20 protein-coding genes are annotated in these 23611 nt (G+C 64.6%); 11 read left to right on the top strand and 9 right to left on the bottom strand.

Annotated elements, in window-relative coordinates:
- Positions 1–29: 29 nt before the first annotated feature.
- The 10 genes from dksA (at position 30) to acs (ending at position 13766) form a co-directional block, all read left to right on the top strand.
- On the top strand, positions 30–485 hold the full coding sequence (gene dksA / locus LPW30_RS05395; RefSeq protein WP_025281308.1) for an RNA polymerase-binding protein DksA: 456 nt from the start codon (positions 30–32) through the stop codon (positions 483–485).
- 74 nt (positions 486–559) lie between these two features.
- Positions 560–1465 (top strand): tRNA glutamyl-Q(34) synthetase GluQRS, encoded by a 906-nt coding sequence (gene gluQRS, locus LPW30_RS05390; protein ID WP_239680267.1) that lies wholly within the window; start codon positions 560–562, stop codon positions 1463–1465.
- Positions 1466–1480: 15 nt separating this feature from the next.
- Entirely contained in the window at positions 1481–1723 is a 243-nt protein-coding gene (locus tag LPW30_RS05385; protein WP_035369100.1) for a hypothetical protein, read from the top strand.
- Complete coding sequence (locus LPW30_RS05380; protein ID WP_239680266.1) at positions 1713–4673, top strand: sensor histidine kinase; 2961 nt, start codon at positions 1713–1715, stop codon at positions 4671–4673. Before LPW30_RS05385 ends, LPW30_RS05380 begins: the two co-directional genes overlap by 11 nt.
- Positions 4670–5992 (top strand): sigma-54-dependent transcriptional regulator, encoded by a 1323-nt coding sequence (locus tag LPW30_RS05375; RefSeq protein ID WP_025281305.1) that lies wholly within the window; start codon positions 4670–4672, stop codon positions 5990–5992. Before LPW30_RS05380 ends, LPW30_RS05375 begins: the two co-directional genes overlap by 4 nt.
- Before the next feature lie 161 nt (positions 5993–6153).
- Positions 6154–8079, top strand: coding sequence for a putative nucleotidyltransferase substrate binding domain-containing protein (locus tag LPW30_RS05370; protein ID WP_239680265.1), 1926 nt, complete (start codon positions 6154–6156; stop codon positions 8077–8079).
- Between the two features lie 136 nt (positions 8080–8215).
- Positions 8216–8482 carry a DUF4212 domain-containing protein gene (locus LPW30_RS05365; protein WP_026623515.1) on the top strand — a complete coding sequence of 89 codons (267 nt, stop codon included), beginning with the start codon at positions 8216–8218 and terminating at the stop codon, positions 8480–8482.
- 18 nt (positions 8483–8500) lie between these two features.
- Positions 8501–10273, top strand: coding sequence for a sodium:solute symporter family protein (locus LPW30_RS05360; protein WP_239680264.1), 1773 nt, complete (start codon positions 8501–8503; stop codon positions 10271–10273).
- A gap of 209 nt (positions 10274–10482) precedes the next feature.
- The gene (locus LPW30_RS05355; protein WP_239680263.1) at positions 10483–11550 is read left to right on the top strand and encodes a DUF294 nucleotidyltransferase-like domain-containing protein; all 1068 of its coding nucleotides are present in this window, start codon (positions 10483–10485) and stop codon (positions 11548–11550) included.
- A gap of 272 nt (positions 11551–11822) precedes the next feature.
- A complete protein-coding gene (gene acs, locus LPW30_RS05350) occupies positions 11823–13766 on the top strand; it encodes an acetate--CoA ligase (protein ID WP_025281301.1) in 1944 nt (647 codons plus the stop codon).
- Positions 13767–13873: 107 nt separating this feature from the next.
- Here the strand turns inward: acs and LPW30_RS05345 are convergent, their stop codons facing one another.
- A complete protein-coding gene (locus tag LPW30_RS05345) occupies positions 13874–14473 on the bottom strand; it encodes an NUDIX domain-containing protein (RefSeq protein WP_025281300.1) in 600 nt (199 codons plus the stop codon).
- 101 nt (positions 14474–14574) lie between these two features.
- Here LPW30_RS05345 and LPW30_RS05340 point away from each other — a divergent pair, with 101 nt between their 5' ends.
- Positions 14575–14859, top strand: coding sequence for a hypothetical protein (locus LPW30_RS05340; protein ID WP_238625044.1), 285 nt, complete (start codon positions 14575–14577; stop codon positions 14857–14859).
- Between the two features lie 387 nt (positions 14860–15246).
- Here the strand turns inward: LPW30_RS05340 and kdsB are convergent, their stop codons facing one another.
- From kdsB to LPW30_RS05300, 8 genes are all read right to left on the bottom strand, one after another.
- Positions 15247–16011 (bottom strand): 3-deoxy-manno-octulosonate cytidylyltransferase, encoded by a 765-nt coding sequence (gene kdsB, locus LPW30_RS05335; RefSeq protein ID WP_025281298.1) that lies wholly within the window; start codon positions 16009–16011, stop codon positions 15247–15249.
- 31 nt (positions 16012–16042) lie between these two features.
- Positions 16043–16240 (bottom strand): Trm112 family protein, encoded by a 198-nt coding sequence (locus tag LPW30_RS05330; protein ID WP_025281297.1) that lies wholly within the window; start codon positions 16238–16240, stop codon positions 16043–16045.
- 5 nt (positions 16241–16245) lie between these two features.
- Positions 16246–17247, bottom strand: a complete 1002-nt coding sequence (gene lpxK / locus LPW30_RS05325; RefSeq protein WP_238625043.1) for a tetraacyldisaccharide 4'-kinase — start codon at positions 17245–17247, stop codon at positions 16246–16248.
- Entirely contained in the window at positions 17244–18419 is a 1176-nt protein-coding gene (locus LPW30_RS05320; protein WP_239680262.1) for a hypothetical protein, read from the bottom strand. Before LPW30_RS05320 ends, lpxK begins: the two co-directional genes overlap by 4 nt.
- Entirely contained in the window at positions 18373–20157 is a 1785-nt protein-coding gene (msbA, locus tag LPW30_RS05315) for a lipid A export permease/ATP-binding protein MsbA (protein WP_239680261.1), read from the bottom strand. The genes LPW30_RS05320 and msbA overlap by 47 nt, the downstream gene beginning before the upstream one ends.
- Positions 20154–20573 carry an ExbD/TolR family protein gene (locus tag LPW30_RS05310; RefSeq protein WP_025281293.1) on the bottom strand — a complete coding sequence of 140 codons (420 nt, stop codon included), beginning with the start codon at positions 20571–20573 and terminating at the stop codon, positions 20154–20156. The genes msbA and LPW30_RS05310 overlap by 4 nt, the downstream gene beginning before the upstream one ends.
- Positions 20570–21202: a MotA/TolQ/ExbB proton channel family protein gene (locus LPW30_RS05305; RefSeq protein ID WP_025281292.1), complete on the bottom strand. Its 633-nt coding sequence runs from the start codon at positions 21200–21202 to the stop codon at positions 20570–20572. The genes LPW30_RS05310 and LPW30_RS05305 overlap by 4 nt, the downstream gene beginning before the upstream one ends.
- An 80-nt stretch (positions 21203–21282) precedes the next feature.
- A complete protein-coding gene (locus LPW30_RS05300) occupies positions 21283–23574 on the bottom strand; it encodes a DNA internalization-related competence protein ComEC/Rec2 (RefSeq protein WP_239680260.1) in 2292 nt (763 codons plus the stop codon).
- Positions 23575–23611 lie beyond the last annotated feature (37 nt).

The following is a 23611-nucleotide window of genomic DNA, read 5'->3' as shown; positions in this document are numbered from 1 at the left end:
CTTTTGGACAGTCAGGAGTGTGCGCAGCGATGGCCTCCAGCAGCAATCAGCCCAACCAACCCGGCAAGATGTCCCGACCGGATGATGGAATTGCCCCTTACCAGCCCACGGAGGGCGAGGAGTACATGAATCGGGACCAGAAGGAGCACTTTCGCAATATCCTTCTGGCCTGGCGCCAGCAACTCATGGAGGAAGTGGACCGCACCGTAGGTCACATGAAAGAAGACGCCGCCAATTTCGCCGACCCCGCCGACCGCGCCACCCAGGAAGAGGAATTCAGCCTGGAACTGCGCACCCGTGACCGGGAGCGCAAGCTGATCCGCAAGATCGAGGAAGCGCTCACCGATCTGGACAACGGCGACTACGGTTACTGCGAGGCCTGTGGCGTGGAGATCGGCATCCGTCGTCTGGAAGCCCGCCCCACCGCCACCTTGTGCATCGACTGCAAGACCCTTCAGGAAATCAAGGAAAAGCAGATGGCCTGATGCCCCCTGGCGTCCCGCCTGCCGGCGGGACGCAAAAATGCCGCACACCGAGGCCCCCCGTATCGGGGCTCCCCATGGCTGAACCCTTGAAACCCGCCTACACAGGTCGTTTCGCCCCCTCCCCCACCGGTCCGCTGCATTTTGGCTCCCTGGTCGCCGCCGTGATCTCCTGGCTGGATGCCCGTGCCCATGACGGAACATGGCGGGTTCGCATGGAGGACCTGGACCCGCCTCGGGAGGAACCCGGCGCCGCTGACCGCATCCTGCGTACACTCGAAACCCATGGCCTTTACTGGGACGGCCCGGTGCTCTATCAAAGCACCCGGCTGAAGGCCTATGCCGATGCCATGCAGCACCTGCGGGAGCGGGGGTGGGCCTATGACTGCGGATGTACCCGCCGGGAGATCGCCGCATTGGCCCGGCAGGGGCTGGAAGGTCCCGTCTATCCGGGCACCTGTCGCCAGGGTCTGACCGCCGGCAAATCGCCCCGCGCCCTGCGGGTACGCACTCATGATGATCCCATCTGCTTCAACGATCGTGCCCAGGGAGAGGTGTGCCATCAGCTGGCCAGCCAGATCGGTGATTTCGTGATCCGAAGGGCCGACGGGCTCACCGCCTATCAACTGGCCGTGGTGGTGGACGATGCCTTTCAGGGGGTCACCCATGTGGTCCGTGGCATTGACCTGCTGGCCTCGACGCCTCGGCAGATATACCTGCAATCCCTGCTGGGGTATTCCAGACCCATCTACCTGCATCATCCGGTGGTGATGGATCAACAGGGCGCCAAACTTTCCAAGCAAACCCATGCCCCGGCGGTGGATGATGAAACGCCGGTGGAGAACCTGCTGAAGGTCATGGACTTTCTGGGGTTGGATGGGGGCGAACCCGGGGCAGGCGTGGAGGAGGTACTGGCGCGTGCCCTGGCAGGGTACACCCCACCCGACTCACCCCTCCCCTCGAGGGAAAGAAGCCGGGGATGAGGGGACGGCGGGCACTTGGCCAAAACCGCCCGCATCCGGCATGCTTACGCCCTGCCACCCGTCACCATTGGTAACACCATGTCGGCCCTGGACAAGACCCTCATCCTGTTTTTGCTGGGCGTGCTGCTGTTCGCCTCGCCGCTGGTGGACTGGTGGTCGCGACCGGGGATGCCCTGGTATCTGCCGTATGCCCTCTGGGGCGGGCTCATCGGAGTGGGTATTCTGATCCAGTGGGGGCGCGGGCGCCATGATCTCTGAGATCGGCGTTCTTTATGCCGTCGGTGTGGCCTATCTGGCCCTGCTGTTCTTCATCGCCCATGCCACCGAACGGGGCTGGCTCCCCTCTGCCCTGGTACGCCATCCCATGGTCTACGTGCTCTCTTTGGGCGTGTATGCCACCACCTGGACCTATTACGGCAGCGTGGGCTTTGCCCAGAGCGAGGGTTACAACTATCTCACCATCTACCTGGGGGTGACCCTGGCCTTCATGCTGGCCCCCCTGCTGCTCGCCCCCATTCTCAGGCTGGTGCGCGACTATCAACTCACCTCCCTGGCGGACCTGTTCGCCTTTCGTTATCGCAGCCAGTGGACCGGCCTGCTGGTCACCCTGTTCATGCTGGCGGGAATCCTTCCCTACATTGCCCTGCAGATCAAGGCGGTGACCGACTCGGTCTCGGTGCTCACCCAGGAGGCGCCGCCCCACCTGTTGGCCCTGGGTTTTTGCGCCACGCTGGGCCTGTTCGCCATCCTGTTTGGCGCCCGCCACATCACCCCGCGTGAGAAACACGAGGGCCTGGTGGTGGCCATTGCCTTTGAATCCGCCGTGAAGCTGGTGGCCCTGCTCATGGTGGGCGCCTTCGCCCTGTTCGGCATCTTTGGTGGCTGGAGCGGCCTCAATACCTGGCTGATGGAGCACCCCGAGGCCCTGGAGGCGCTCTATGAACCGGTGAGTGAAGGCCCCTGGTTCACCCTCATGCTGCTGGCCTTTGCCGCCGCCTTCCTGCTGCCCCGACAGTTCCACATGCTGTTCGTGGAAAATATGGATCCACGCGCCCTGCGGGTGGCCACCTGGGGCTTGCCCCTGTTCCTGCTGCTGCTCAATCTTCCCATTCCGCTCATCCTGTGGGCCGGTCAGGCTGCCGCCCTGGAAACCCCCGCGGATTACTTTGCGCTGGCACTGCCGGTGGATGGAGGTGCCAGCTGGCTGGCCCTGTTCACCTTCATTGGGGGGGTCTCCGCCGCCAGCGCCATGATGATCATCACCACCCTGGCCCTGGCCGCCATGTGCCTGAATCATCTCATCCTGCCCGCCCACGTGAATCAGCAGAGTCTGCCCCAGAGCAACCTGTACGGATGGCTGCTGTGGGGCCGGCGGTTGCTGATCCTGCTGATCATTGCCATGGGCTACGGCTTTTACTGGCTGCTGGAGTTCAACCAGGGCCTGGTGCAGGTGGGGCTGATCTCCTTCGTGGCCGTGGCCCAGTTCCTGCCTGGATACCTGGCCCTGTTGTTCTGGCCACGTGCCACCCGCATCGGCTTCATCGCCGGACTGCTGGGGGGCATCGCCGTCTGGATACTGGCGCTGATCATCCCGGTGATTCATGAGTCCGGCCTGCCCATGATCGATTTCAACCTGGCCGTGGTCATGGGGGCCGAGGACGAAAACCGCTGGGCCTTTGCCACCTTCTGGTCCCTGGCCCTCAACAGCCTGCTGTTCGTGATCGGCTCCCTGCTGACCCGTCCCACCCGGGAAGAGACCGAGGCAGCCCAGGCCTGTCGTCGGGAACAGCTATCACCGGCCGGCGTGACTGCCGATGCCCGTAACGTGGCGCAACTGGAATCCCACCTGGCCCAGGTGATCGGCCCCCAGACCGCGGGCCTGGAGATCCAGCGGGCTCTGCAGGACCTGGGCATGCAGCCCTCGGAGAAGCGACCCGGCGAGTTGCGCCGGCTGCGTACGCGCCTGGAGCGCAATCTGTCCGGGCTGATGGGTCCTTTGCTGGCGCGGATGATCGTGGACAATCAATTGAACGTGGCCCCCCAGGCCCAGGTGGCCCTGGCCGACAGCCTGCGGTTCGTGGAGGAGCAGCTGGAGCATTCCACCGTGCGCCTGCGGGGCCTGGCGGCGGAACTGGACACCCTGCGTCGCTACCACCGCCAGGTGCTGCATGAACTGCCCCTGGGGGTCTGCTCCATCGACCCGGGCGGGGACATCCTCATCTGGAACAACACCATGGCCATGATCTCCGGGATCGACGCAGGACACGCCGTGGGCCAGCCCCTGAGTGCTCTCAAGGACCCTTGGGAGGGGGTGCTTCGCACCTTCATCAGTGGTGACGACAAACACCTCTACAAGCTGCAGATCTCCGTGGAGGGCCGCTACCGCTGGCTCAACCTGCACAAGGCAGCCATCGAGTCCCCGGCCGCGGACCGCTCGGCCGCCCATGGACTGGGTGGCATGGTGGTGCTGGTGGAGGACCTCACCGAACTGCACAACCTGGAGAGCGAGGTGGCCCATAATGACCGTCTGGCCTCCATTGGCCGCCTGGCCGCCGGGGTGGCCCACGAGATCGGCAACCCGCTCACCGGCATCACCTCCCTGGCCCAGAACCTGCGCTATGAGCAGGACCCCGCCGAGGTGGATCTCACCGTGAAACAGATCCTGGAACAGACCCGGCGCATCAATGATATCGTGCAGTCACTGATCACCTTCAGCCACGCGGGCGAGGCGCCCCGGCCCCTGCCGGTGACCGTGAACCTGAGGGACTGCGTGGAGGAGGCCCTGCAGTTGATCAAGCTCAGCGACGTGGGCCGCGAAGTCACCTGCGTCAATGAGGTGCCCAATGACCTGAAGGCCCGCGGCAACCATCAGCGGCTGCTGCAGGTCTTCGTCAACCTGGTGAATAATGCCCTGCAGGCCTCGATCCCCGGCGACCGCGTCGCCATCCGCGGCACCCGACTGCCTGGGGGCGTGGAGATCCACGTGGACGATGAAGGCGCCGGCATCCCCTCGGGCTTGCTGGACCAGATCTTCGAACCCTTTTTCACCACCAAGCCACCCGGGGAAGGCACGGGCCTGGGGCTCTCGGTGGTTTACAGCATCATTCAGGACCATGGCGGTCTGGTATATGCCGACAGCCGTGCCCAGGGGGGCACGCGCTTCAGCATCCGGCTGCCGGCCATCGAAGAAGAGGAGACCATGGCTTGAACCGCATACTCATCGTCGAGGACGAGGCGGTGATCCGCCGCGCCCTGGGGCGCCTGCTGGAGCACGAGGGCTACCGGGTGGCCGAGGCCGACAGCCTCGCCAGGGCGCAGGAGCAATGCCAGCAGACCTGTTTCGACCTGGTCATCAGCGACCTGCGCCTGCCCGATGGTGAGGGCATCATCATGGTGGATCACTGCCCCGACACGCCCGTGCTGATCATGACCAGCTACGCCAGCGTGCGCTCGGCGGTGGAGGCCATGAAACACGGGGCCGCCGACTATATCGCCAAGCCCTTCGATCACGACGAGATGCTGCTGTGTGTGGCCCGCATCCTCAAGCAGCACCAGCTGGAACGTGAGAATGCCCAGTTGCACTCCCAGATCGGACAGGCCTATCCGGTGGAAGGCATGGTCGGGGAGTCGCAGGCCATGCAGCAGATCTGCAAGACCCTGGAAAAAGTGGCCCCCACCGACACCACCGTGCTGATTCGCGGCGAGTCGGGCACAGGCAAGGAACTGGTGGCCCGGGCCATCCACAAGAAGAGCCATCGCGCCAAGGCACCGCTGATCTCGGTGAACTGTGCCGCCATCCCCGAAGGACTCCTGGAATCGGAACTCTTCGGTCACGAAAAAGGCGCCTTCACCGGGGCCGGCCAGACCCGTCAGGGGCTGGCCGAGGCGGCCGATGGCGGCACCCTGTTCCTGGACGAGATCGGCGAACTGACCCCGGCCGCCCAGTCACGCCTGCTGCGGGTGCTCCAGGATGGCGAGATCCGACGGGTGGGCGCCACCGGCAGCCGCAAGGTGGACCTGCGCCTGCTGGCCGCCACCCATCGGGACCTGGAAACCATGGTGCGTGAGGGTGGTTTCCGGGAAGACCTGTACTACCGGCTGAAGGTCATGGAGGTGACCCTGCCAGCCCTGCGCGAGCGCCGCGAGGACATCTCAAGGCTGGCCGAATTCCTGCTGGACAAGGCCTGCCGACGACTCAAGCGGGGCACGATCAGGCTGGATCCATCGGCGCTGGAAGCCATGCAGGCCCATGCCTGGCCTGGCAACGTGCGCGAACTGGAGAACGCCATCGAACGTGCGGTCATCCTGGCCGACGGGGATTGCATCAAGCCCGAGCACCTCGCCCTCACGCCTCCCGTGGACAAGACCGACACCGCCAACAGCAGCCTGGAGGATTATTTCCGCCAGTTCGTGCTGGACAATCAGGCCCACATGACCGAGACCGAACTGGCCCGTCGTCTGGGCATCAGCCGCAAGGCCCTGTGGGAGCGTCGCACGCGCATGGGGATGCCCCGACCCAAGGGATGATCCGGCGGCGACCGCCAGCTGCTACCGAAGGTAACACCTGTTACCCGAGGTAACATCCCGAAACACACCATCCATTGCCAACCTACTGTTTCCACAGGGAACACATACCAGGCACGATCCCTGCATTACCGGTTGTACAGCCACGGTTCATCCGGTTACGCATGCACACAGACCACAACAACGGCAGAGAGCGCCCCCAGGGTGTATTGATCCCGGTGATGGAATTCCTGGGGCGTCATTCGCCGTTCGACCAGATGGATCTGGTGCATCTGGAGTTCCTTGCCAAGCGCCTGAAGCTGGTCTTTTACGCCCGCGATGAGCAGGTGACTTCCCCCCAGATGGGGCCGGCCAATCGCTTCTACATCATCAAGCAGGGCCGGGTGCTGGGCGAGCCGGTGGACGAAGACGGCAACGTGATCAACACCGCCTGGGAACTGAGCCCCGGGGAATGCTTCCCGGTGGGCGCCCTGGTGGGGCGGCGCGCCGTGCGCACACGCTACCGGGCAGCGGAAGACACCTTCTGTTTCGAACTGGACCGGGAAGACTTCAACAAGCTGTTCAAGATGTCCTCGGAGTTCCAGGACTTCTGCACCCGGCGTCTGGCCAACCTGCTGGACAAGGTGCGGCGTCAGGTTCAGTCCAGTGCCGCCGCCGGACTGGGTGGCGACACCTCGCTGAACATCACCCTGGGGGAGCGCGTGCGCCGCGAGCCGGTGGTCTGCCGGCCCGAGACCCGCATCCGCGAGGCCCTGCAGACCATGGATGATGAGCGCGTGGGCAGCGTGGTCATCACCGACGATGATCGACGCCCCCTGGGCGTGTTCACCCTGCATGATCTTCTCAACCGCGTGTCGCTGCCCGAGGTGGGGCTGGATCAGCCCATCAGCGCCGTGATGACACGGGATCCGATCACCCTGCCCCCCAAGTCCTTCGCCTTCGAGGCGGCCATGCTCATGGCCAGCCACGGCTTCCACCACCTGTGCATTGTGGAGCGGGGACGGCTCACCGGCGTGATCTCCGAGCGGGACCTGTTCTCCCTGCAGCGGGTGGGCCTGGTGAATCTGAGCCGGTCGGTGAGTGGCGCCGAGGATGTGGCCACGCTGACCCGCCTGGGTCGGGACGTGCACCTGCTGGTGGGGCAGATGATCGCCCAGGGGGTGCGCGTGGATCAGATCACCCAGATCATCACCCTGCTCAACGACCAGATCACCCGCCGGGTGATCCAGATCTGCCGGCGGGACGAGGGTACGGATATCCCCGAATTCGACTGGCTGGCCTTTGGCAGCGAGGCCCGGCAGGAACAGACCCTGAAGACGGACCAGGACAATGGCATCGTCTTCCTGCCTCCGGATGGCATGACTGCCGATGAGGCCCGCAAGCGCCTGCTGCCCCTGGCCCAGCGCATCAATCAGGCCCTGGACCAATGCGGCTACCCCCTGTGCCGCGGCAATGTGATGGCCTCCAACCCGGAATGCTGTCTCACCCCCGAGGAATGGCGTCAACGCTTCACCCAGTGGGTGGATCAGGGCACCCCCAAGCATCTGCTCAATGCCAATATCTATTTCGATTTCCGGGTCATCCTCGGCAGCGAGGGCCCCGCCGAGGAACTGCGCCAGTGGTTCCTGGAAAAGACATCCAAAAACAGTCGCTTCCGACGCCAGATGGCGGAAAACGCGCTGCGCCTGAGGCCCCCCCTGGGGCTGTTCGGAGACTTCAAGGTCACCTCCCGGGGCGATTACCCACGCAGCCTGGACATGAAGGTGAATGGTGCCACCCCCATCGTTGATGTGGCCCGGATCTATGCCCTGGCCCACGGCATCCCGGAGGTGAACACCAGCCGGCGCCTGGAAGCCTGTGTGGAGGCCGGCGTGCTCAAGCGCGAGGATGTGGCCGCCTGGCTCAACGCCTACCACTACATCCAACTCCTGCGCATGCGCACCCATCAGGACCAGGCGCAGGCTGGGCAGACCCTGAGCAATTTCGTCAACCCGGAGCGACTCGACGAACTGGAGCGGCGCATTCTCAAGGAAGCCTTCCGGCAAGTGCGCAAGCTTCAGTCACGGCTGGCACTGGATTACCAGCTTTGACACCCATGGGCCATATCACAAGAGCCCGAACACCCGCTGACAATGGTTGAACAAAAAGTGAACGATGGAGGATTTACCGAGTGATGCAATACAAGCAAGTGGTAAAAAACCAAGCCTTTGATAGGAGGAGTGCCGAATGAACACAAAACTGCAGGAACAAAGAACGGCCTACTGGAAGGCCAACGTTCGCATCCTGGTGGGCTGCATGACCGTATGGTTCATTGCGGGATACATCCTGCCCATCTTCCTGGCACCGGTGCTGAACATGGTGTCGTTGGGTGGTTACCCGCTGGGCTTCTGGATGGCACAACAGGGAGCGATCTACGTCTTCCTGATGCTGATCTTCTTCTATGCCTGGCGCATGAACAAGCTGGACCGTCAGTTCGACGTCCACGAAGAATAAGACTGGGGGACCAAGATTATGGATTTGAAACTCATGATATGGCTGGTGGTCGGCGCGACATTCGCGCTGTACATCGGCATTGCCATCTGGGCCCGCGCGGGTAGCACGGGCGAATTCTACGTGGCCGGCAAGGGGGTGAACCCGGTCGCCAACGGTATGGCTACTGCGGCGGACTGGATGTCGGCGGCCTCCTTCATCTCCATGGCGGGCCTGATCGCCTTCCTGGGGTACAGCGGTTCGGTCTACCTCATGGGTTGGACCGGCGGTTACGTGCTCATGGCGCTGCTGCTCGCTCCGTACCTGCGCAAGTTCGGCAAGTTCACGGTGCCCCAGTTCGTGGGTGACCGGTTCTACTCGAACACGGCACGTATCGTGGCGGTGATCTGCCTGCTGGTGATCTCCATCACCTACGTGATCGGGCAGATGCGTGGCGTGGGTATCGCCTTCTCGCGCTTCCTGGAGGTGGACCTGCTCTGGGGCCTGATCGCCGGCATGACCGTGGTGTTCATCTACGCCGTGCTTGGCGGCATGAAGGGCATCACCTACACCCAGATCGCCCAGTACGTGGTGATGATCTTCGCCTACACCGTGCCCGCCGTGTTCATCTCCCTGCAGCTGACCGGGCACTTCCTGCCGCAGACCGGCCTGGGCGGTACGCTCAGCGGCCAGGACGGCGTTTACCTGCTCACCGCCCTGGACAACGTCCTGGTGGACCTGGGCTTCACGCAATACACCACCAGTGAAGCATTCAGCACGCTGAACATGTTCCTGCTGACCATGGCGCTGATGATCGGTACCGCGGGCCTGCCCCACGTGATCATCCGCTTCTTCACCGTGCCCCGCGTACGTGACGCCCGCAAGTCCGCTGGCTGGGCCCTGGTGTTCATTGCCATCCTGTACACCACCGCCCCCGCCGTGGGTGCGATGGCCATGTACAACATCATCAATACCCTGCACCCGGGAGGCGTGGGCAACACCGCCGAGGCCATGGCCTATGAGGACCGTCCCGACTGGATGCGCACCTGGGAAGACACCGGCCTGATGGAATTCCAGCAGCAAGGTGAAGGTGAGCGGGTTCACTACTACAATCCAGCCAACCCGCCGGCCTGGACCGACGATGTGGAAGGTCAGGGCTACCGTCTGGAACGCTTTGACCGGGATATCCTGGTGCTCGCCAACCCTGAAATCGCTGGCCTGCCCAACTGGGTGATCGCACTGGTGGCGGCAGGGGGTATCGCCGCAGCGCTGTCCACGGCAGCGGGTCTGTTGCTGGCCATATCATCGGCCATCTCTCATGACCTGTTGAAGGGTGTATTCATGCCCAACATATCGGAGAAACGGGAGCTCCTGGCCGGGCGTCTGGCCATGGTGGGTGCCATCCTGCTGGCCGGTTACCTGGGGCTTAATCCACCAGGCTTCGCGGCCGAGGTGGTGGCACTGGCCTTCGGTCTGGCGGCCGCCACGCTGTTCCCCGTGCTGATGATGGGCATCTTCTACAAGCGGATGAACAAGCAGGGCGCCATCACCGGCATGCTGGTGGGCCTGTTCGCCACCCTGACGTACATCTTCTTGTTCAAGGGCTTCCTGTTCCTGCCGGGTACGGCCCTGCTGCCGGACAACCCGGACGGCTGGATCTTCGGCATCTCGCCCCAGGGCTTTGGCACCATCGGCGCCATCCTGAACGTGACCGCCGCACTGATCGTGTCCAAGCTGACGGCCCCGCCGCCGAAGGAGATCCAGGACCTGGTGGAAAGCGTGCGCGTGCCGCGTGCCGACGCCGCCTCTTCCTGATCGAAAGCCCGCGTTGCCCTGCAACGTTGAAAGGAAGTGACATCGCAAGGACCGGGGCCCCGTTCGCGGGGCCCCTCGCTTTTGCTGCAACGCAGCGGTAGGATCTTGCCTTCAGGTCATGACATCCGTGCCCTGAAGGCAGGGTCTTCCGTCCCCAGTTAACCGGAGGAGTCGACCCATCGATACACTCAGCCCCACCCTCGTAACGCATGCACGACCTGGCGCTGCCCACCGAGCCCATGCTGACGCAGATCCTGCAAGCACCGGATCATGCGACGCTGCGCACCCTGGCCGCGGGCATGCCGAGGCTGCAGATGCAATGGGTGGACCAGGGCGCCACAGGGGATCAGGTGGGACAGCGCATCTCCGCCTTCAGCGACGCCCTCACCCGTCGCGCCATCGAACTGGCCGAGACGGAACTGGGCCCCGCGCCCATGGGGTTTGCCTGGGTGGCCTGCGGCTCCCAGGGGCGATGCGAACAGACGGTACACACCGATCAGGACAATGCCCTGATCCTGGCACGCCCCCCCACGGCGGCCGAACGGGACCACTTTCATCGGTTGGCGGAGCGGGTCACCGGGGATCTGGACAGCTGCGGTCTGCACCTGTGCATCGGAGGCGTCATGGCCCGCAACGAGGACTGGCAGCAGCCCGTGGCCGTCTGGCAGCGGTATTTTCTGGACTGGATACGCAGCCCGGCCCTCAAGTCGGTGATGCTGGCGCAGAATTTCCTGGATCTGCGCACGATCCACGGAGACCCCTCGCTGCTACGCGCGGTGCGGGAACGGGTGACCCCCGAGGCACGCAACAGCACCTGGTTCATCTCCACCATGGCCCGCGAGGCACTCAAGGACAGCCCCCCACGCAGCCCGCTGTGGCGCCTGGGGCTGAGATGCCCGGCCTTTTGGTTCACGCGGGCCAGGCCACTGGATCTCAAACGCAGGGGCATCATGCCCATCGTCAGCCTGGCGCGACTGCTGGCGGTGGCCCATGGCCTGGCCGAACTGCATACGCGCGAACGCCTGGAAGCCACCATCAGGCTGGGCACCATCAGCCCATCTGCAGGGGAGGAACTGATACGGGCCTGGGATCTGATCACCACACTCCGGGTCCGTCAGCACGCCCGCCTCATTCGTGCGAAGAGGCCGCTGGACAACCGGGTCGAAAGCGGGGAGTTTTCCGCCGACGAACGCAAGCGGCTATGCCGGGCCTTTGCCCAAGTGCGCTTCATGCAGCGCAGCATCGGCCGGCATTATCTGGGGGGGCTGCCCACCTGACTCTAATGCATCACGGCGGTGAGTCTCCCCCGATGATGAAAGATACGATCCAAGCCCCTCTCCCCTGCGGGGAGAGGGGTTGGGGTGAGGGGCAAGAGCCGGCCCGGACCCCTGCCCACCCGGAATCGTCGACACTTGCCCTATGCAGCAAGTCGGGATAGTCAGCACCGGGCTGGCGCGTTATGCTTGACCGCCAAGAAGTTATAATGACGAATTAGCCGATTCATCGGCCCGATTTCATTCAATTCCATGCATTAGCAGGAGGAGATCTCATGTCGGAAGTGAAGGTTCACGAAGTACCCAAGGACTTTGCCGCCAAGGCCAATGTGAACGCCGAGCAGTACGAGGCCATGTATCGGCAATCCGTCGACAACCCGGACACCTTCTGGGCCGAGCAGGCCGAGAAATACCTCACCTGGTTCAAGAAATGGGACACGGTTCGCTCGGGCTCCTTCGAGGACGAGGCGCGGGTCACCTGGTTCCAGGGTGGCAAGCTCAACGTGGCGTACAACTGCCTGGATCGGCACCTGGACACCCGGGGTGATCAGGCCGCCATCATCTGGGAAGGCGACGACCCCTCCGACGACCGCACCATCACCTATCGTGAACTGCACGAAGAGGTGTGCAAGTTCGCCAATGTGCTCAAATCCAAGGGCGTGAAAAAGGGTGACCGGGTTTCCATCTACCTGCCCATGATCCCCGAGGCCGCCGTGGCCATGCTGGCCTGTGCCCGCATTGGTGCCGTGCACTCCATTGTCTTCGGCGGCTTCTCCCCCGACGCCCTGCGCGACCGCATCCAGGACGCCGAAGCCAAGGTACTGATCACCTCCGACCAGAGCCTGCGTGGTGGCCGCAAGGTGCCCTTGAAGGGCAACGCCGACAAGGCTGCCGCCCAATGCCCCAGCATTTCCACCATGGTCGTGGTCAAGCGCGGTGGCGAGCCGGTGGAATGGAAGGAAGGTCGGGATGTCTGGTATCACGAGGAACTGGCCAATGCCAGCGCCGATTGCCCCGCCGAGGAAGTGGACGCCGAAGATCCGCTGTTCATCCTTTACACCTCCGGCTCCACCGGCAAGCCCAAGGGCGTGATGCACACCACCGGCGGCTACCTGCTGCAGGCGGCCATGACCCACAAGATGGTGTTCGACTACAAGGACGGCGAAGTCTACTGGTGCACCGCCGACGTGGGCTGGGTGACCGGCCACACCTATATCCTGTACGGCCCGCTGGCCAATGGTGCCAAGAGCCTGATGTTCGAAGGTGTACCCAACTACCCGGACAACGGCCGCTTCTGGCAGGTGTGCGACAAGCACAACGTGAACATCTTCTACACCGCCCCCACCGCCATCCGCATGCTGATGGGTGCCGGTGATGACTTCGTGACCAAGCACAAGCGCTCCAGCCTGCGCCTGCTGGGCACCGTGGGCGAGCCCATCAACCCGGAAGCCTGGGAGTGGTATCACCGGGTGGTCGGCGATGGCCGTTGCCCCATCGTGGATACCTGGTGGCAGACTGAAACCGGCGCTCACATGATCGCCAACCTGCCCGGCGCCGTGGACATGAAGCCGGGTTCGGCCACCAAGCCCTTCTTCGGCGTGGAGCCTCTGCTGGTGGACGACAAGGGCAACGAAATCACCGAAAGCCCGGCCGAGGGCAACCTGTGCATCCGCCATTCCTGGCCTGCCCAGATGCGCACCCTCTGGGGCGACCACAAGCGCTTCGTGGAAACCTACTTCAGCATCTACCCGGGCCTGTACTTCACCGGTGATGGCGCTCGCCGGGATGCCGATGGCTACTACTGGATCACCGGGCGCGTGGATGACGTGCTGAATGTCTCCGGTCACCGCCTGGGTACCGCCGAGATCGAATCTGCCCTGGTGCTGCATCCCAAGGTGGCCGAGGCGGCCGTGGTGGGTTACCCCCACGACATCACCGGTCAGGGCATCTATGCCTACGTGACCCTGATGTCCGGCGAGCAGGGCGACGATGCCCTGGTGAAGGAGTTGATCAAGCTGGTGAGGGACGAGATCGGCCCCATCGCCAAGATCAACCTGCTGCAGTTCGCCCCCGGCCTGCCCAAGACCCGCTCCGGCAAGATCATGCGCCGCATCCTGCGCAAGATCGCCGCCAATGAGCTGGAAAACCTGGGTGACACCTCCACCCTGGCCGATCCGGACGTGGTGAACGTGCTGATCGACAACCGTCTGAACTCCTAACCGTCTGAACTCCTAAGACGACAAGAGGGGCCGACCCATGGGGGTCGACCCCTCTTCTTTACGGCAGCCATCGTAACCGCCGGACTGGCGGCATGCCGATCCTCGAGTTAGCCGCTCCCCCATCTCTCCTGCAACATCTCCCGATTCAGCCGCAACCACTGCAGTGCAATGATCGGGAAAGCCGTGTCCACCTGCTGGCGATCCAGCCAATCGAAGGCCTCGTCCGCCGGCAGCACATGGGTGCGGATCTCTTCGCCCTCCTCCACCAGGCCATGAATGCCGCTCCTGGCGGCCGATAGATCTGCCTGGCCCACATAGACCGAGATACGCTCATCGGAACTGCCCGGGGTGGAGAAATACTCGTGCGCAAGCACCAGCTCGCCCAGGGAGCAATCGGCTTCCTCCAGGGCCTCACGGCGGGCCACGTCCTCGGCGCGCTCCCCCGGTTCGATCAGGCCGGCGATGGTCTCCATGAGCCAGGGGCCGTGAGGTGACTCGATGGCCCCCACCCGGAACTGTTCCACCAGCAGCACCCGATCCGTATCCGGGTCATAGGGCAGCACGGCCGCTGCCGGGCCACGGCGAATCAATTCCCGCTCCACCACCAGCGGCTCCCCGCCGGCAAAGCGTCCATGACTCAGGCGCAGCCGACACAACTTGAAGAAGCCCTGGTAGAGGTCTTCCACCTTGAGGATGTCCCATTTCATGTGATTCGGGTACCTTGGTTTTTCTTCTTTGATTATGGGGCACAGCGGGCACCATGGCATCCCCGGGCAGCATCGGTATACTTATACCCATGGACAGACTCATGAAACTGCTCAGCCCCCTCATTGGCCAGCAAGCCGTGGTGGATGGCATCCGCTGTCAGGTGATCGAGATCCTCGACACCGACCCCGAACCTCGACTGGTGGTGGGCGAGGTGGCGGGCCATCATGTGATCCAGCCCGACCAGCACGGTGAACCACACCGACGTGTGGAACGCACCTTCACCCTGCCCCTGCTCAATGATGATCACAGCGACATCCACCCCGTGATCCAGACCCTGGCCGGTGACGACCGGGTGGCCGAACTGCGGCGCGTCCTGAAGGGGTGACGCCCCGGTGATGGATCAATCGAGCCCCTCTCCCTGCGGGGAGAGGGAGTGTCCACGGCTTGACCTGGATGCTTTCACGAGAGGCTTTTCGAAAAAGACTCCAATGTGTCCGGACCTCGGGGTGCCCGGATTCCTGTAAGCGGGCTTCAGCCGCAGGAAGCGGCTGCAGAGCCTACATGGATGTATTCACGGCGTCCCGCTGGAAGGAATCCGGGCACCCCGAGGTCCACTCCGACCCATGATCCTGCATGGGCAGCGGGGGCTCCGCCCTTCGCGGCCGAGGGCCGCTCCCACGGGGGGCTCCGCCAACCACTCCTCGTTCCAACCACTCCTCGTTCAGCGTGTGGACGATCGGCCGAGGCCCGCTCCCACAGGGGGCCCCCACGGTCAACGGGGCTGGGCGTGGGCCAGCATCATCTCCACCCGCTCCACATCCTCCTGGGTATCCACACCAGCGCCCGGAGCCTGCAGGGCCACATCCACATGGATGCGGGCACCGTGGTACATGGCCCGCAGTTGTTCCAGGCACTCGATGCGCTCCAGGGCGCAGCTCTCCATGCGGGTGAAGCGCTTCAGGTAACCCACCCGGTAGGCATACAGACCGATGTGCCGCTGACACACCTGCAAGGCCGGTGAGACCTCCATATCCAGGGCATCACGCTCCCAGGGAATGGGGGCGCGACTGAAATACAGGGCAAAATCCCGGGCATCGCGCACCACCTTTACCGTATGTGGATCATACAACTGCGCCGCTCGCGTGATCGGCGTGCACAGGGTGGCGATCACCGCCTCCGGGTGATCGGCCAGATTATCCGCCACTTGCCGCACAATCGCCGATGGGGTGAGTGGCTCATCTCCCTGCAGGTTCACCAGGATGTCCTCATCGCCCCACTCCATGCGGGCCGCCACCTCGGCAATGCGGTCACTGCCCGAGGCATGGTGCACCGATGTCATGCACACCCTGGCGCCGAAGGCCTTGACCGCCTCCTCAATGCGGGTATCGTCCGTGGCCACCACCACCTCATCGGCGCCACTGGCCAGGGCGCGCTCGTACACATGCTGCACCATGGACTTGTCGCCCAGAACCACCAGGGGCTTGCCCGGCAGCCGGGTGGACGCGTAGCGAGCCGGTATGACCACCTTGAAGCCCATCAGGCCAACTCCCCTTTCCTCGGGCCCGACTTCACTTCTTGTCCTTCCACTTCTCCACCTCTTCCTCGCTGAGGGTGCGGGCCTCCTCCTCCAGCATCACCGGGATGCCCTCCCGGATGGGATAGGCCAGACGAGCCGCCCGGGAGATCAACTCACCCTTATCCTTGTCGAAGATGAGCGGACCCTTGGTGACAGGGCATACCAGAATATCGAGCAAACGTTTGTCCATGTCCTTTACCTCATACTGTGAATACGGTCCACGGCCTGGACCGAGCGAAGAATGGCCAAAGCCAGTGCCTGATCAGGCACGGCACTCACAGGCACGAACCAGTGCTCGGGGCCTGCGATACCCCGACATTTTACGGCATCTTTCTCGGTCATCAGCACCGGACTGCCGTCCCCGAAACGGATATCGCAGTTGCCGTACACATGATGATCGGGAAAGGCATGTCCCACCACCTCCAGCCCCCGCTCGCGCAACATGGCGAAGAACCGGGGCGGATGTCCGATACCGGCCATGGCATGCACACGCTGGCCGGCAAAATCACTCAAAGGGCGAGTGCGGCCCGGGTCCCGCACGCTCATCGCCACCTGGGACACCAGCCGCATGGCGTATTCCCCGGATTGGGCCTCTCCACCGGTGACCACCACGTAATCCGCCTCGCGTACGCGCTCCAGAGGTTCACGCAGCGGCCCGGCGGGCAGGCAAAAGCCATTACCAAAACGCCGCTCACCGTCCACCATGACGATCTCCAGGTCCCGACGCAAGGCATAATGCTGCAAACCGTCGTCAGTGACGATCACATCGCAGTCATGCTGGGCCAGCAACAGGTGAGCGGCCCGGTTGCGATCCGGCCCCACGCAGACCGGACATCCACCACGGGTGGCAATCAATACCGGCTCATCCCCCACCTGGGCCGGATCACTGCGGGGCGTGACCTCCCGTGGCCAGGTACGTGAGCGTCCGCCATACCCCCGACTGACCACCCCGGGCCGATAGCCATGTTCGCGCAGCCAGTTGCAAAGCCAGACCACCATGGGCGTCTTGCCGGTGCCTCCCACGGTGACATTGCCCACCACCACCACAGCCCGCACGGGCAATCGGGGCCGCATGCGTGCCCGCCACTCCAGACGCAGGCGATTAAGCAGTGCCAGACCGCAGTAAAGCAGCGACAGCGGATACAGGGTGAGCGCCACCGGGTTGCGGTCCGCCCAATAATCCTCAAGCCTTTTCACCAGTCGAATACCCGCTGCAAGAAGGCATCCATCACACCCTGAACCCGCCGACGCTCCTCCCAGAAGCGCCGCCGGCCCGTGTCTGCCCGTTGGCGGCTACCGATGGGGTCGGCAGCCTCGGCCCGCCAATGGTCGATCACCTGCGCGGGCCTGGACAACTCGGGGGCCATGGGATGCAACCAGGGAAACGCCGCCCTCAGGGAATCATCGCTACTTAACGAAACGGAACCGGCCAGGACCTGCCACAACAGGTCCCGATCCGCACCACACAGATGCACACCCAGGGCGGCGCTGGCCACTGCCGGCCACCAGGCCGAATCATCCACCCATAGCAGGGTGCCCGCAGCCAACGAGGTGCGCGTCCACTGACTCAGGGCCAGCCCCTCTCCTTCTGGCAAGGCGTCCGAAGGTTCCACGGAAACGCACAGCAGGGCCGAGTCACTCAGCGGCGAAGCCTGCCAGGCATCGCGCATGGCCGGCCACGCCCGGGCTGGACCATGCCACCAGAAGATGGGCGTCCCGTCGGGCACCATGGACAGCAGGGTGGCCTGATTCTGGGACTCTGCCAGCAGGCTGGCCGGATCCGCCGGCTCCGCCAGGGTCCCGGCCCGTCCCGCGTCGCGCCACTGGGCGGCGGCGATCTCGTCCCGGGGATAGGCGGCCTCCACGGGCACGGGGGTGGGCCCGGTGTTGAAGGCCAGCACGTGAACCCCCTGCTCCACCGCCCGCTCCACCAGATGCCGACGCGGTGGGGTATCCACCAGGATCAGCCCCAGGGGCTTGAGTCTGTCCAGCACGCGGGACACTGCCCGCGGGCGGTCACAGGGGCCAAAGCCCAGGCCGAAGCGGTTCATGCCACGCAGGCGCCTGAGCACCTCGTCCCGGTACTCTCGCTCGAAGGTGAGCACCAGCCGGGCATCCAGGCGCTTGCGCCGGATGGCCCCCATGAGTTCAGCCCCCAGGCGCACCGAGGCCCGGGTGTCGCCCGTCTTGAGCCAGATCAGCGGCCCCTTGGCCTCCGGGGCGCGCAGCCGACCCATGCGACCATAAGCCTGCCCGGACCGCCCCTGAAGGTGATCCCGGAGATTGGCCTGCAGCACCGGCCAAAGGGCTGCGCCGTAGGGATCACGGGGCATCGGCTTCATGGAACTGAAGCTGGTGCAGGCGGGCATACACACCTTCCCGGCGGATCAATTCCTCATGGCTGCCCACTTCCTGGATGCGACCCGACTGCATCACCACGATGCGATCAGCGTTCTCGATGGTGGACAGGCGATGGGCGATGACCAGGGTGGTGCGGTTGCGCACCAGGTTTTCCAGGGCCGATTGAATGTGGCGCTCGGACTCCGTATCCAGGGCGGAGGTGGCCTCGTCCAGAATCAGGATCGGGGCATCCTTGAGCAGGGCACGAGCGATGGCGATGCGCTGGCGTTGGCCGCCGGAGAGCAGCACGCCGTTGTCGCCCACCTGGGTGTGGATCCCCTGGGGCAGTCGCTGGATGAATTCCATGGCATGGGCCGCTTCGGCCGCAGCGATGATCTTCTCCTCGTCCGAGGGGTCCACCGCGCTGCCATAGGCAATATTGTGGGCGATGCTGTCGTTGAACAGGGTCACCTGCTGACCCACGTGGGCAATCTGGTTGCGCAGATCCGCCAGCCGCAGTTCACGGATGTCCAGGCCGTCCAGCAGGATGGCCCCCTGCTGGGGCTCGTAGAACCGGGGCAGCAGGTTCACCAGGGTGGTCTTGCCGCTACCGGAGCGACCCACCAGGGCCACCGTCTCGCCGGGCCGCACCTGCAGATTGATGTCCTCAAGGACATTGCCCTTGGTCTCGTCATAGCTGAAGGACAGGTCACGGATCTCGATGTCGCCCCGGGCCCGTTCCAGCGTGCGCGTTCCGTTATCCGCCTCCAGGGGTTCATCCAGCAGGCCGAAGATGTTCTGGCCGGCGGCGATGCCCTGCTGCAGGGTGGCGTTCACCGTCACCAGGCGCTGTATGGGCTGCATCAGCAGCAGCATGGCGGTGATGAAGGAGACGAAGGTCCCCACGGTCACGTCCTGCATCATGGTCTCATGGGTGGCCAACCAGACGATCAGGGCGAGAGCGATGGCCACGAAGAACTGGATGATGGGCATGTTGCTGGCCTGCAGGGCCACCTTTTTCATGTGCAGGCGCCGGTTCTTCTCGTTGATCTCGTCAAAACGCTCCTGCTCGTAGGCCTCGCCACCGAAGATCTTCACCTCACGGGAGCCATCCATGACTTCCCCCGCCACATGGGTGACATCCCCCATGGAGCCCTGGATGCGGCGGCTCAGCTTGCGGAACCGCCGGGTGACCCGGTCAATGGCGAAAGCGATGGCCGGCGCAACGATCAGCACCGTGAGGGTCAGTTTCCAGTTGAGATACAGCATCCAGCCCAGCAACCCCAGCACCGTGAACGAATCGCGGATCAGGATGGTGATGCTGTCGGTGGATGCCTTGGCCACCTGTTCCACGTTGTAGGTGAGGCGGGAGATGAGTTGTCCGGTGGTATTGCGGTCGTAATAGGCCACGGGCATCTGCAGCAGATGCCGGAACATCTGGCTGCGCAGTTCCTTGATGACCTGCCGGCCCACCCACTTCATGGTGTACTTGGAGAGGAACTCGCCGATCCCGCGAATGAAGAAGATCGCCAGGATGATCACGGGGATCCAGCGGATCAGGGTTTCGTCCTGCTCCACGAAACTGCCATCCATCAGCGGCCGCATCAATGCAGCAAAACCCGTTTCGGTGGCCGCCGTGACGATCATGGCCAGCACGGCAATGGACAGGTAGCGCCAGTATTTAAGGGAATGGCTGAGCAGGCGCTTGTACACCTGGAAGCCGGAGGTCTCATAGGCGGCTTGCGAGGGTGGGAGAGGCTTTTTCATTCCGACTCACCACCCAGGGTGGCGATGGACAGGCGGGACAGGCCCAGACGCTGGGCCACGTTCATGGCCGTGACCACCGACTGATGGGGTGTGCGGGCATCGGCGCGGATCACCAGTGGGGTCTCCTGGTCATCGCCGATGACCTCGCCCAGGGCCGCGCGCAGGGTCTCCGGCCGGGTATTCACCAGTTCGGCACCATCCAGAAAGAAGCGCCCCTCGGCATTGATGACCAGTTCCACGGTGCGGGGCAGCGCCTGCTCCTCCGTGGCATCGGCCCGGGGCAGTTCCAACTGCAGCACGGAGTGCCGATCGAAGGTGGTGGACACCATGAAGAAGATCAGCAGCAGGAACACCACGTCGATCAGTGGCGTGAGGTTGACCCCCACCTCCTCGGTCTGGCGGCGCCGGAAATTCAACTGCCCCGCACCCCGGGTGTGGGCGCCCGTTCACCCTTGACCACTTCCACCAGCTTGATGGCCTCCTGTTCCATGTCCAGCACCAGCTCGTCCACCCGCCCCCGGAAGTAGCGGTGGAAGATCAGGGCCGGCACGGCCACGGAGATGCCGGTGGCGGTGGTGATCAGCGCCTGGGAGATTCCTCCGGCCAGTTCACCCGGGCTGCCCACGCCCACGGCGGTAATCACCGAAAACACCTGAATCATGCCCACCACGGTGCCCAGCAGCCCCAGCAGGGGCGTGATGGCGGCAATGGTACCCAGGGTGTTGAGGAAACGTTCCAGTTCATGGGCCACCCGACGACCGGTCTCCTCGATGGACTCCTTCATCACCTCCCGGGAACTGCGCCGGTTGACCAGCCCGGCGGCCAGGACCCGGCCCAGCGGAGACCCCTCGCGCAGCGCGCGCAGTCGGGCGTCGTTCAGCTCACCGGCCTGAATCCACTGCCAGATCTGCACCACCAGTTGCGGGGGCAGCACCCGGCGGCGACGCAGGCTCCAGAGCCTTTCGATGACGATGGCCAGCGCGATCACGGAACAGGCGATGATGGGCAGCATGAGCCAGCCACCGGCCTTGACCAGTTCAAACACTTAGTGGCGTCCTAGGTTGGGAAGGGATTGATAAAGCGTGGGGCATGATACTGCACTCCCGCGATCGCGGGCAAAGGAAGTCAGGGGCGATGCCAGTGGCGTCGCCCCACATGACGATAACCCGGGTGGACCCGCACACCGGCGTCGGGATGCACATCCACCCGAAAGGCACCCTCCCCCGCGGTATCCATGAGCGGGATGCGACGACGCTCCAGTCGCTCCAGGGTCTGCTCATGGGGATGTCCGAAGCGATTCTCGAAGCCCGTGCTCACCAGTGCCAGCTGCGGCGACACCCGATCCAGAAAGGGCTCCGACAGGGAGGTGGCCGCGCCATGATGGGGCACCAGCAGTACGTCCGAGGCCAGACCCGGACCATGGCTGTGAACCAGTACGGCCTCCCCCAGGCCCTCCACATCGCCGGTGAGCAGCACACTGCCACCCGACCCCTGGATACGGAGCACACAGGAGGATTCGTTGTCATCCCCCCAGAAGGGCGGCGGATGCAGGACACGAAAGACCACCCCATCCCACGCCCACTCCTGGCCCTCGAGGCATTCCATGCTATCGGGGTGATCCAGGCGCCCAGGGTCCCGGCTGAGTACCGCGTTCACCGAAAGCCGCGATAGCACGGAGGCGGCGCCGCCAATGTGATCATTGTCCCCATGGCTGATCATGAGGGCGTCGACCCGGTCGCGCCCCTGATGTCGCAGGTAGGGCACCACCGCCGCCTCGCCCGCATCAAAGCGGGGACTGAAGCGCGGCCCGGTGTCGTACACCAGGGTGTGTCCGGCTGTCTTGACCACCACCGCCAGACCCTGCCCCACATCCAGCATCGCCACCCGAAAGGCCCCCGGCTCCAGATCTGCCCGGGGCGGCCAGAGCATGGGCAACAGCAGCAGCAGGCCGAGCCACCGGGCAGGCCAGGCGCGCGGGGCCATGAACCAGGCCAGGCCCAGCAAGGCGGGTATCAGGGTCCAGGCAGGCGGTGCGGCTCGCCACTGGGCGCCCGGCCAGTCCGCCAGATGCTCCAGCACCGGCCAAAGCGCCCAGACCGCCAGATGGGCCAGTCCCCACAGGGCCTCCGCGGCCCAGGGAACCCATGGCGAAAGACCCACGCCCACCAGCACCAGGGGCACCACCACGAAACTCACCCAGGGCACGGCGAACAGATTGGCCAGGGGTGAGATCAGCGAACCATGCTGGAACATGACCAGGGTGAGGGGCAGCAGGCCCACCCCGGCCACCCACTGCACCCGCAGCAGGGCATCGGTCTTGCCCATGGGGCCCACCCGGGCCGCCACGGCGTAAAGGATCACCGCCACCGCAGCGAAGGACAGCCAGAATCCCGGTGCCAGCACGGCACGGGGGTCCAGCACCAGGACCGCCATCAGTGCCAGGGCCAGCGTGTGGGAGGGCCGCGCCGTGCGGCCCAGCCAGACAGCACCCAGCGCCACTGCCAGCATCACCAGGGCCCGCTGCGTGGGGACGGCAAACCCGGCCAGGGCGGCATAACCGGTGGCACAGATCAGGGCGGCGATGACGGCGGCCCGCTGGGCCGGCAGGCGCAGGGCCAGCGCCGGGACACGCCGCCACCCCCAGAGCATGATGGCGTACCCCATGCCGGCCACCAGTCCCACGTGCAGGCCGGAGATGGCCATCAGGTGGTTGGTGCCGGTGTCGATGAGGGTGGCCCATTGCGCCTGGGAGATGGCGGAACGGTCCCCCACGGCCAGGGCCCGGAGGATGCCGCCGTAACCGGCTTCGCCGAGTGCCGCGTCCATCCGGCCGGCTACGGCGGCGCGCAGGCGATCCACGTGTCGAGCCGGAGAATGCGCCGTCCCCAGCCGCCGCGCCGTGTGCCCGTCGCGCACATAGCCCGTGGCCCGGAAGCCCTGCTGAAAGAGCCAGCCCTCATAATCGAATCCGCCCGGGTTGCGCAGGCCATTGGGCTGACGCAGGCGCAGGGTGAGTGCCCAGCGCTCTCCGGGCGCGAGATCTGGCGCCTGGCCATACCAACCCACCCGAACCCGCCCGGGCAATGCTGCAGTGGAGTCGTCGTCACTGGCGGACTCGATGCGAAACCCGAAACGCACACCGCGCTCCATGGGTTCGGGCAGGCTGTCGACGATGCCCACTACGCGCACATCCTGGCCGGATAGTGAGGGATCCAGGGACGGTCCCACCACCCAGTGGGCATGGATCAGGGCCCATAGAAAACCGGCCATGGCCCACAGGGGCCATCGCGTCGAGGGGGCAAATCGGTAAAATATGGGCAAAGCCAGCAGCAGCCAGGCCCAGCCCGGGGCGGGCAACTCACCCAGGCTGTGCAGCAGCATCACGCCCGCAAGAAAGACCAAAGCCCGGCCCTGCATCTTCCACTCCCTGGAAAAGCATCCATAATAGGCACCC

The sequence above is a fragment of the Ectothiorhodospira variabilis genome, from assembly GCF_022227625.1.
Lineage (GTDB): Bacteria > Pseudomonadota > Gammaproteobacteria > Ectothiorhodospirales > Ectothiorhodospiraceae > Ectothiorhodospira > Ectothiorhodospira haloalkaliphila.
Note: the sequence above shows the minus strand (reverse complement) of the source record. Positions and strands in the feature narration are given on the sequence as shown.

Bases quoted from the DNA above. Each gene is read 5' to 3' on its own strand.
- gluQRS (WP_239680267.1), top strand. From the start codon at position 560: ATGGCTGAACCCTTGAAACCCGCCTACACAGGTCGTTTCGCCCCCTCC.
- LPW30_RS05360 (WP_239680264.1), top strand. From the start codon at position 8,501: ATGGATTTGAAACTCATGATATGGCTGGTGGTCGGCGCGACATTCGCG.
- LPW30_RS05320 (WP_239680262.1), bottom strand. From the start codon at position 18,419: ATGCCCGCCTGCACCAGCTTCAGTTCCATGAAGCCGATGCCCCGTGAT.
- LPW30_RS05300 (WP_239680260.1), bottom strand. From the start codon at position 23,574: ATGCAGGGCCGGGCTTTGGTCTTTCTTGCGGGCGTGATGCTGCTGCAC.
- LPW30_RS05340 (WP_238625044.1), top strand. From the start codon at position 14,575: ATGAAACTGCTCAGCCCCCTCATTGGCCAGCAAGCCGTGGTGGATGGC.
- LPW30_RS05355 (WP_239680263.1), top strand. From the start codon at position 10,483: ATGCACGACCTGGCGCTGCCCACCGAGCCCATGCTGACGCAGATCCTG.
- LPW30_RS05380 (WP_239680266.1), top strand. From the start codon at position 1,713: ATGATCTCTGAGATCGGCGTTCTTTATGCCGTCGGTGTGGCCTATCTG.
- LPW30_RS05330 (WP_025281297.1), bottom strand. From the start codon at position 16,240: ATGGACAAACGTTTGCTCGATATTCTGGTATGCCCTGTCACCAAGGGT.
- LPW30_RS05345 (WP_025281300.1), bottom strand. From the start codon at position 14,473: ATGAAATGGGACATCCTCAAGGTGGAAGACCTCTACCAGGGCTTCTTC.
- dksA (WP_025281308.1), top strand. From the start codon at position 30: ATGGCCTCCAGCAGCAATCAGCCCAACCAACCCGGCAAGATGTCCCGA.
- kdsB (WP_025281298.1), bottom strand. From the start codon at position 16,011: ATGGGCTTCAAGGTGGTCATACCGGCTCGCTACGCGTCCACCCGGCTG.
- acs (WP_025281301.1), top strand. From the start codon at position 11,823: ATGTCGGAAGTGAAGGTTCACGAAGTACCCAAGGACTTTGCCGCCAAG.
- msbA (WP_239680261.1), bottom strand. From the start codon at position 20,157: ATGAAAAAGCCTCTCCCACCCTCGCAAGCCGCCTATGAGACCTCCGGC.
- LPW30_RS05365 (WP_026623515.1), top strand. From the start codon at position 8,216: ATGAACACAAAACTGCAGGAACAAAGAACGGCCTACTGGAAGGCCAAC.
- LPW30_RS05370 (WP_239680265.1), top strand. From the start codon at position 6,154: ATGCACACAGACCACAACAACGGCAGAGAGCGCCCCCAGGGTGTATTG.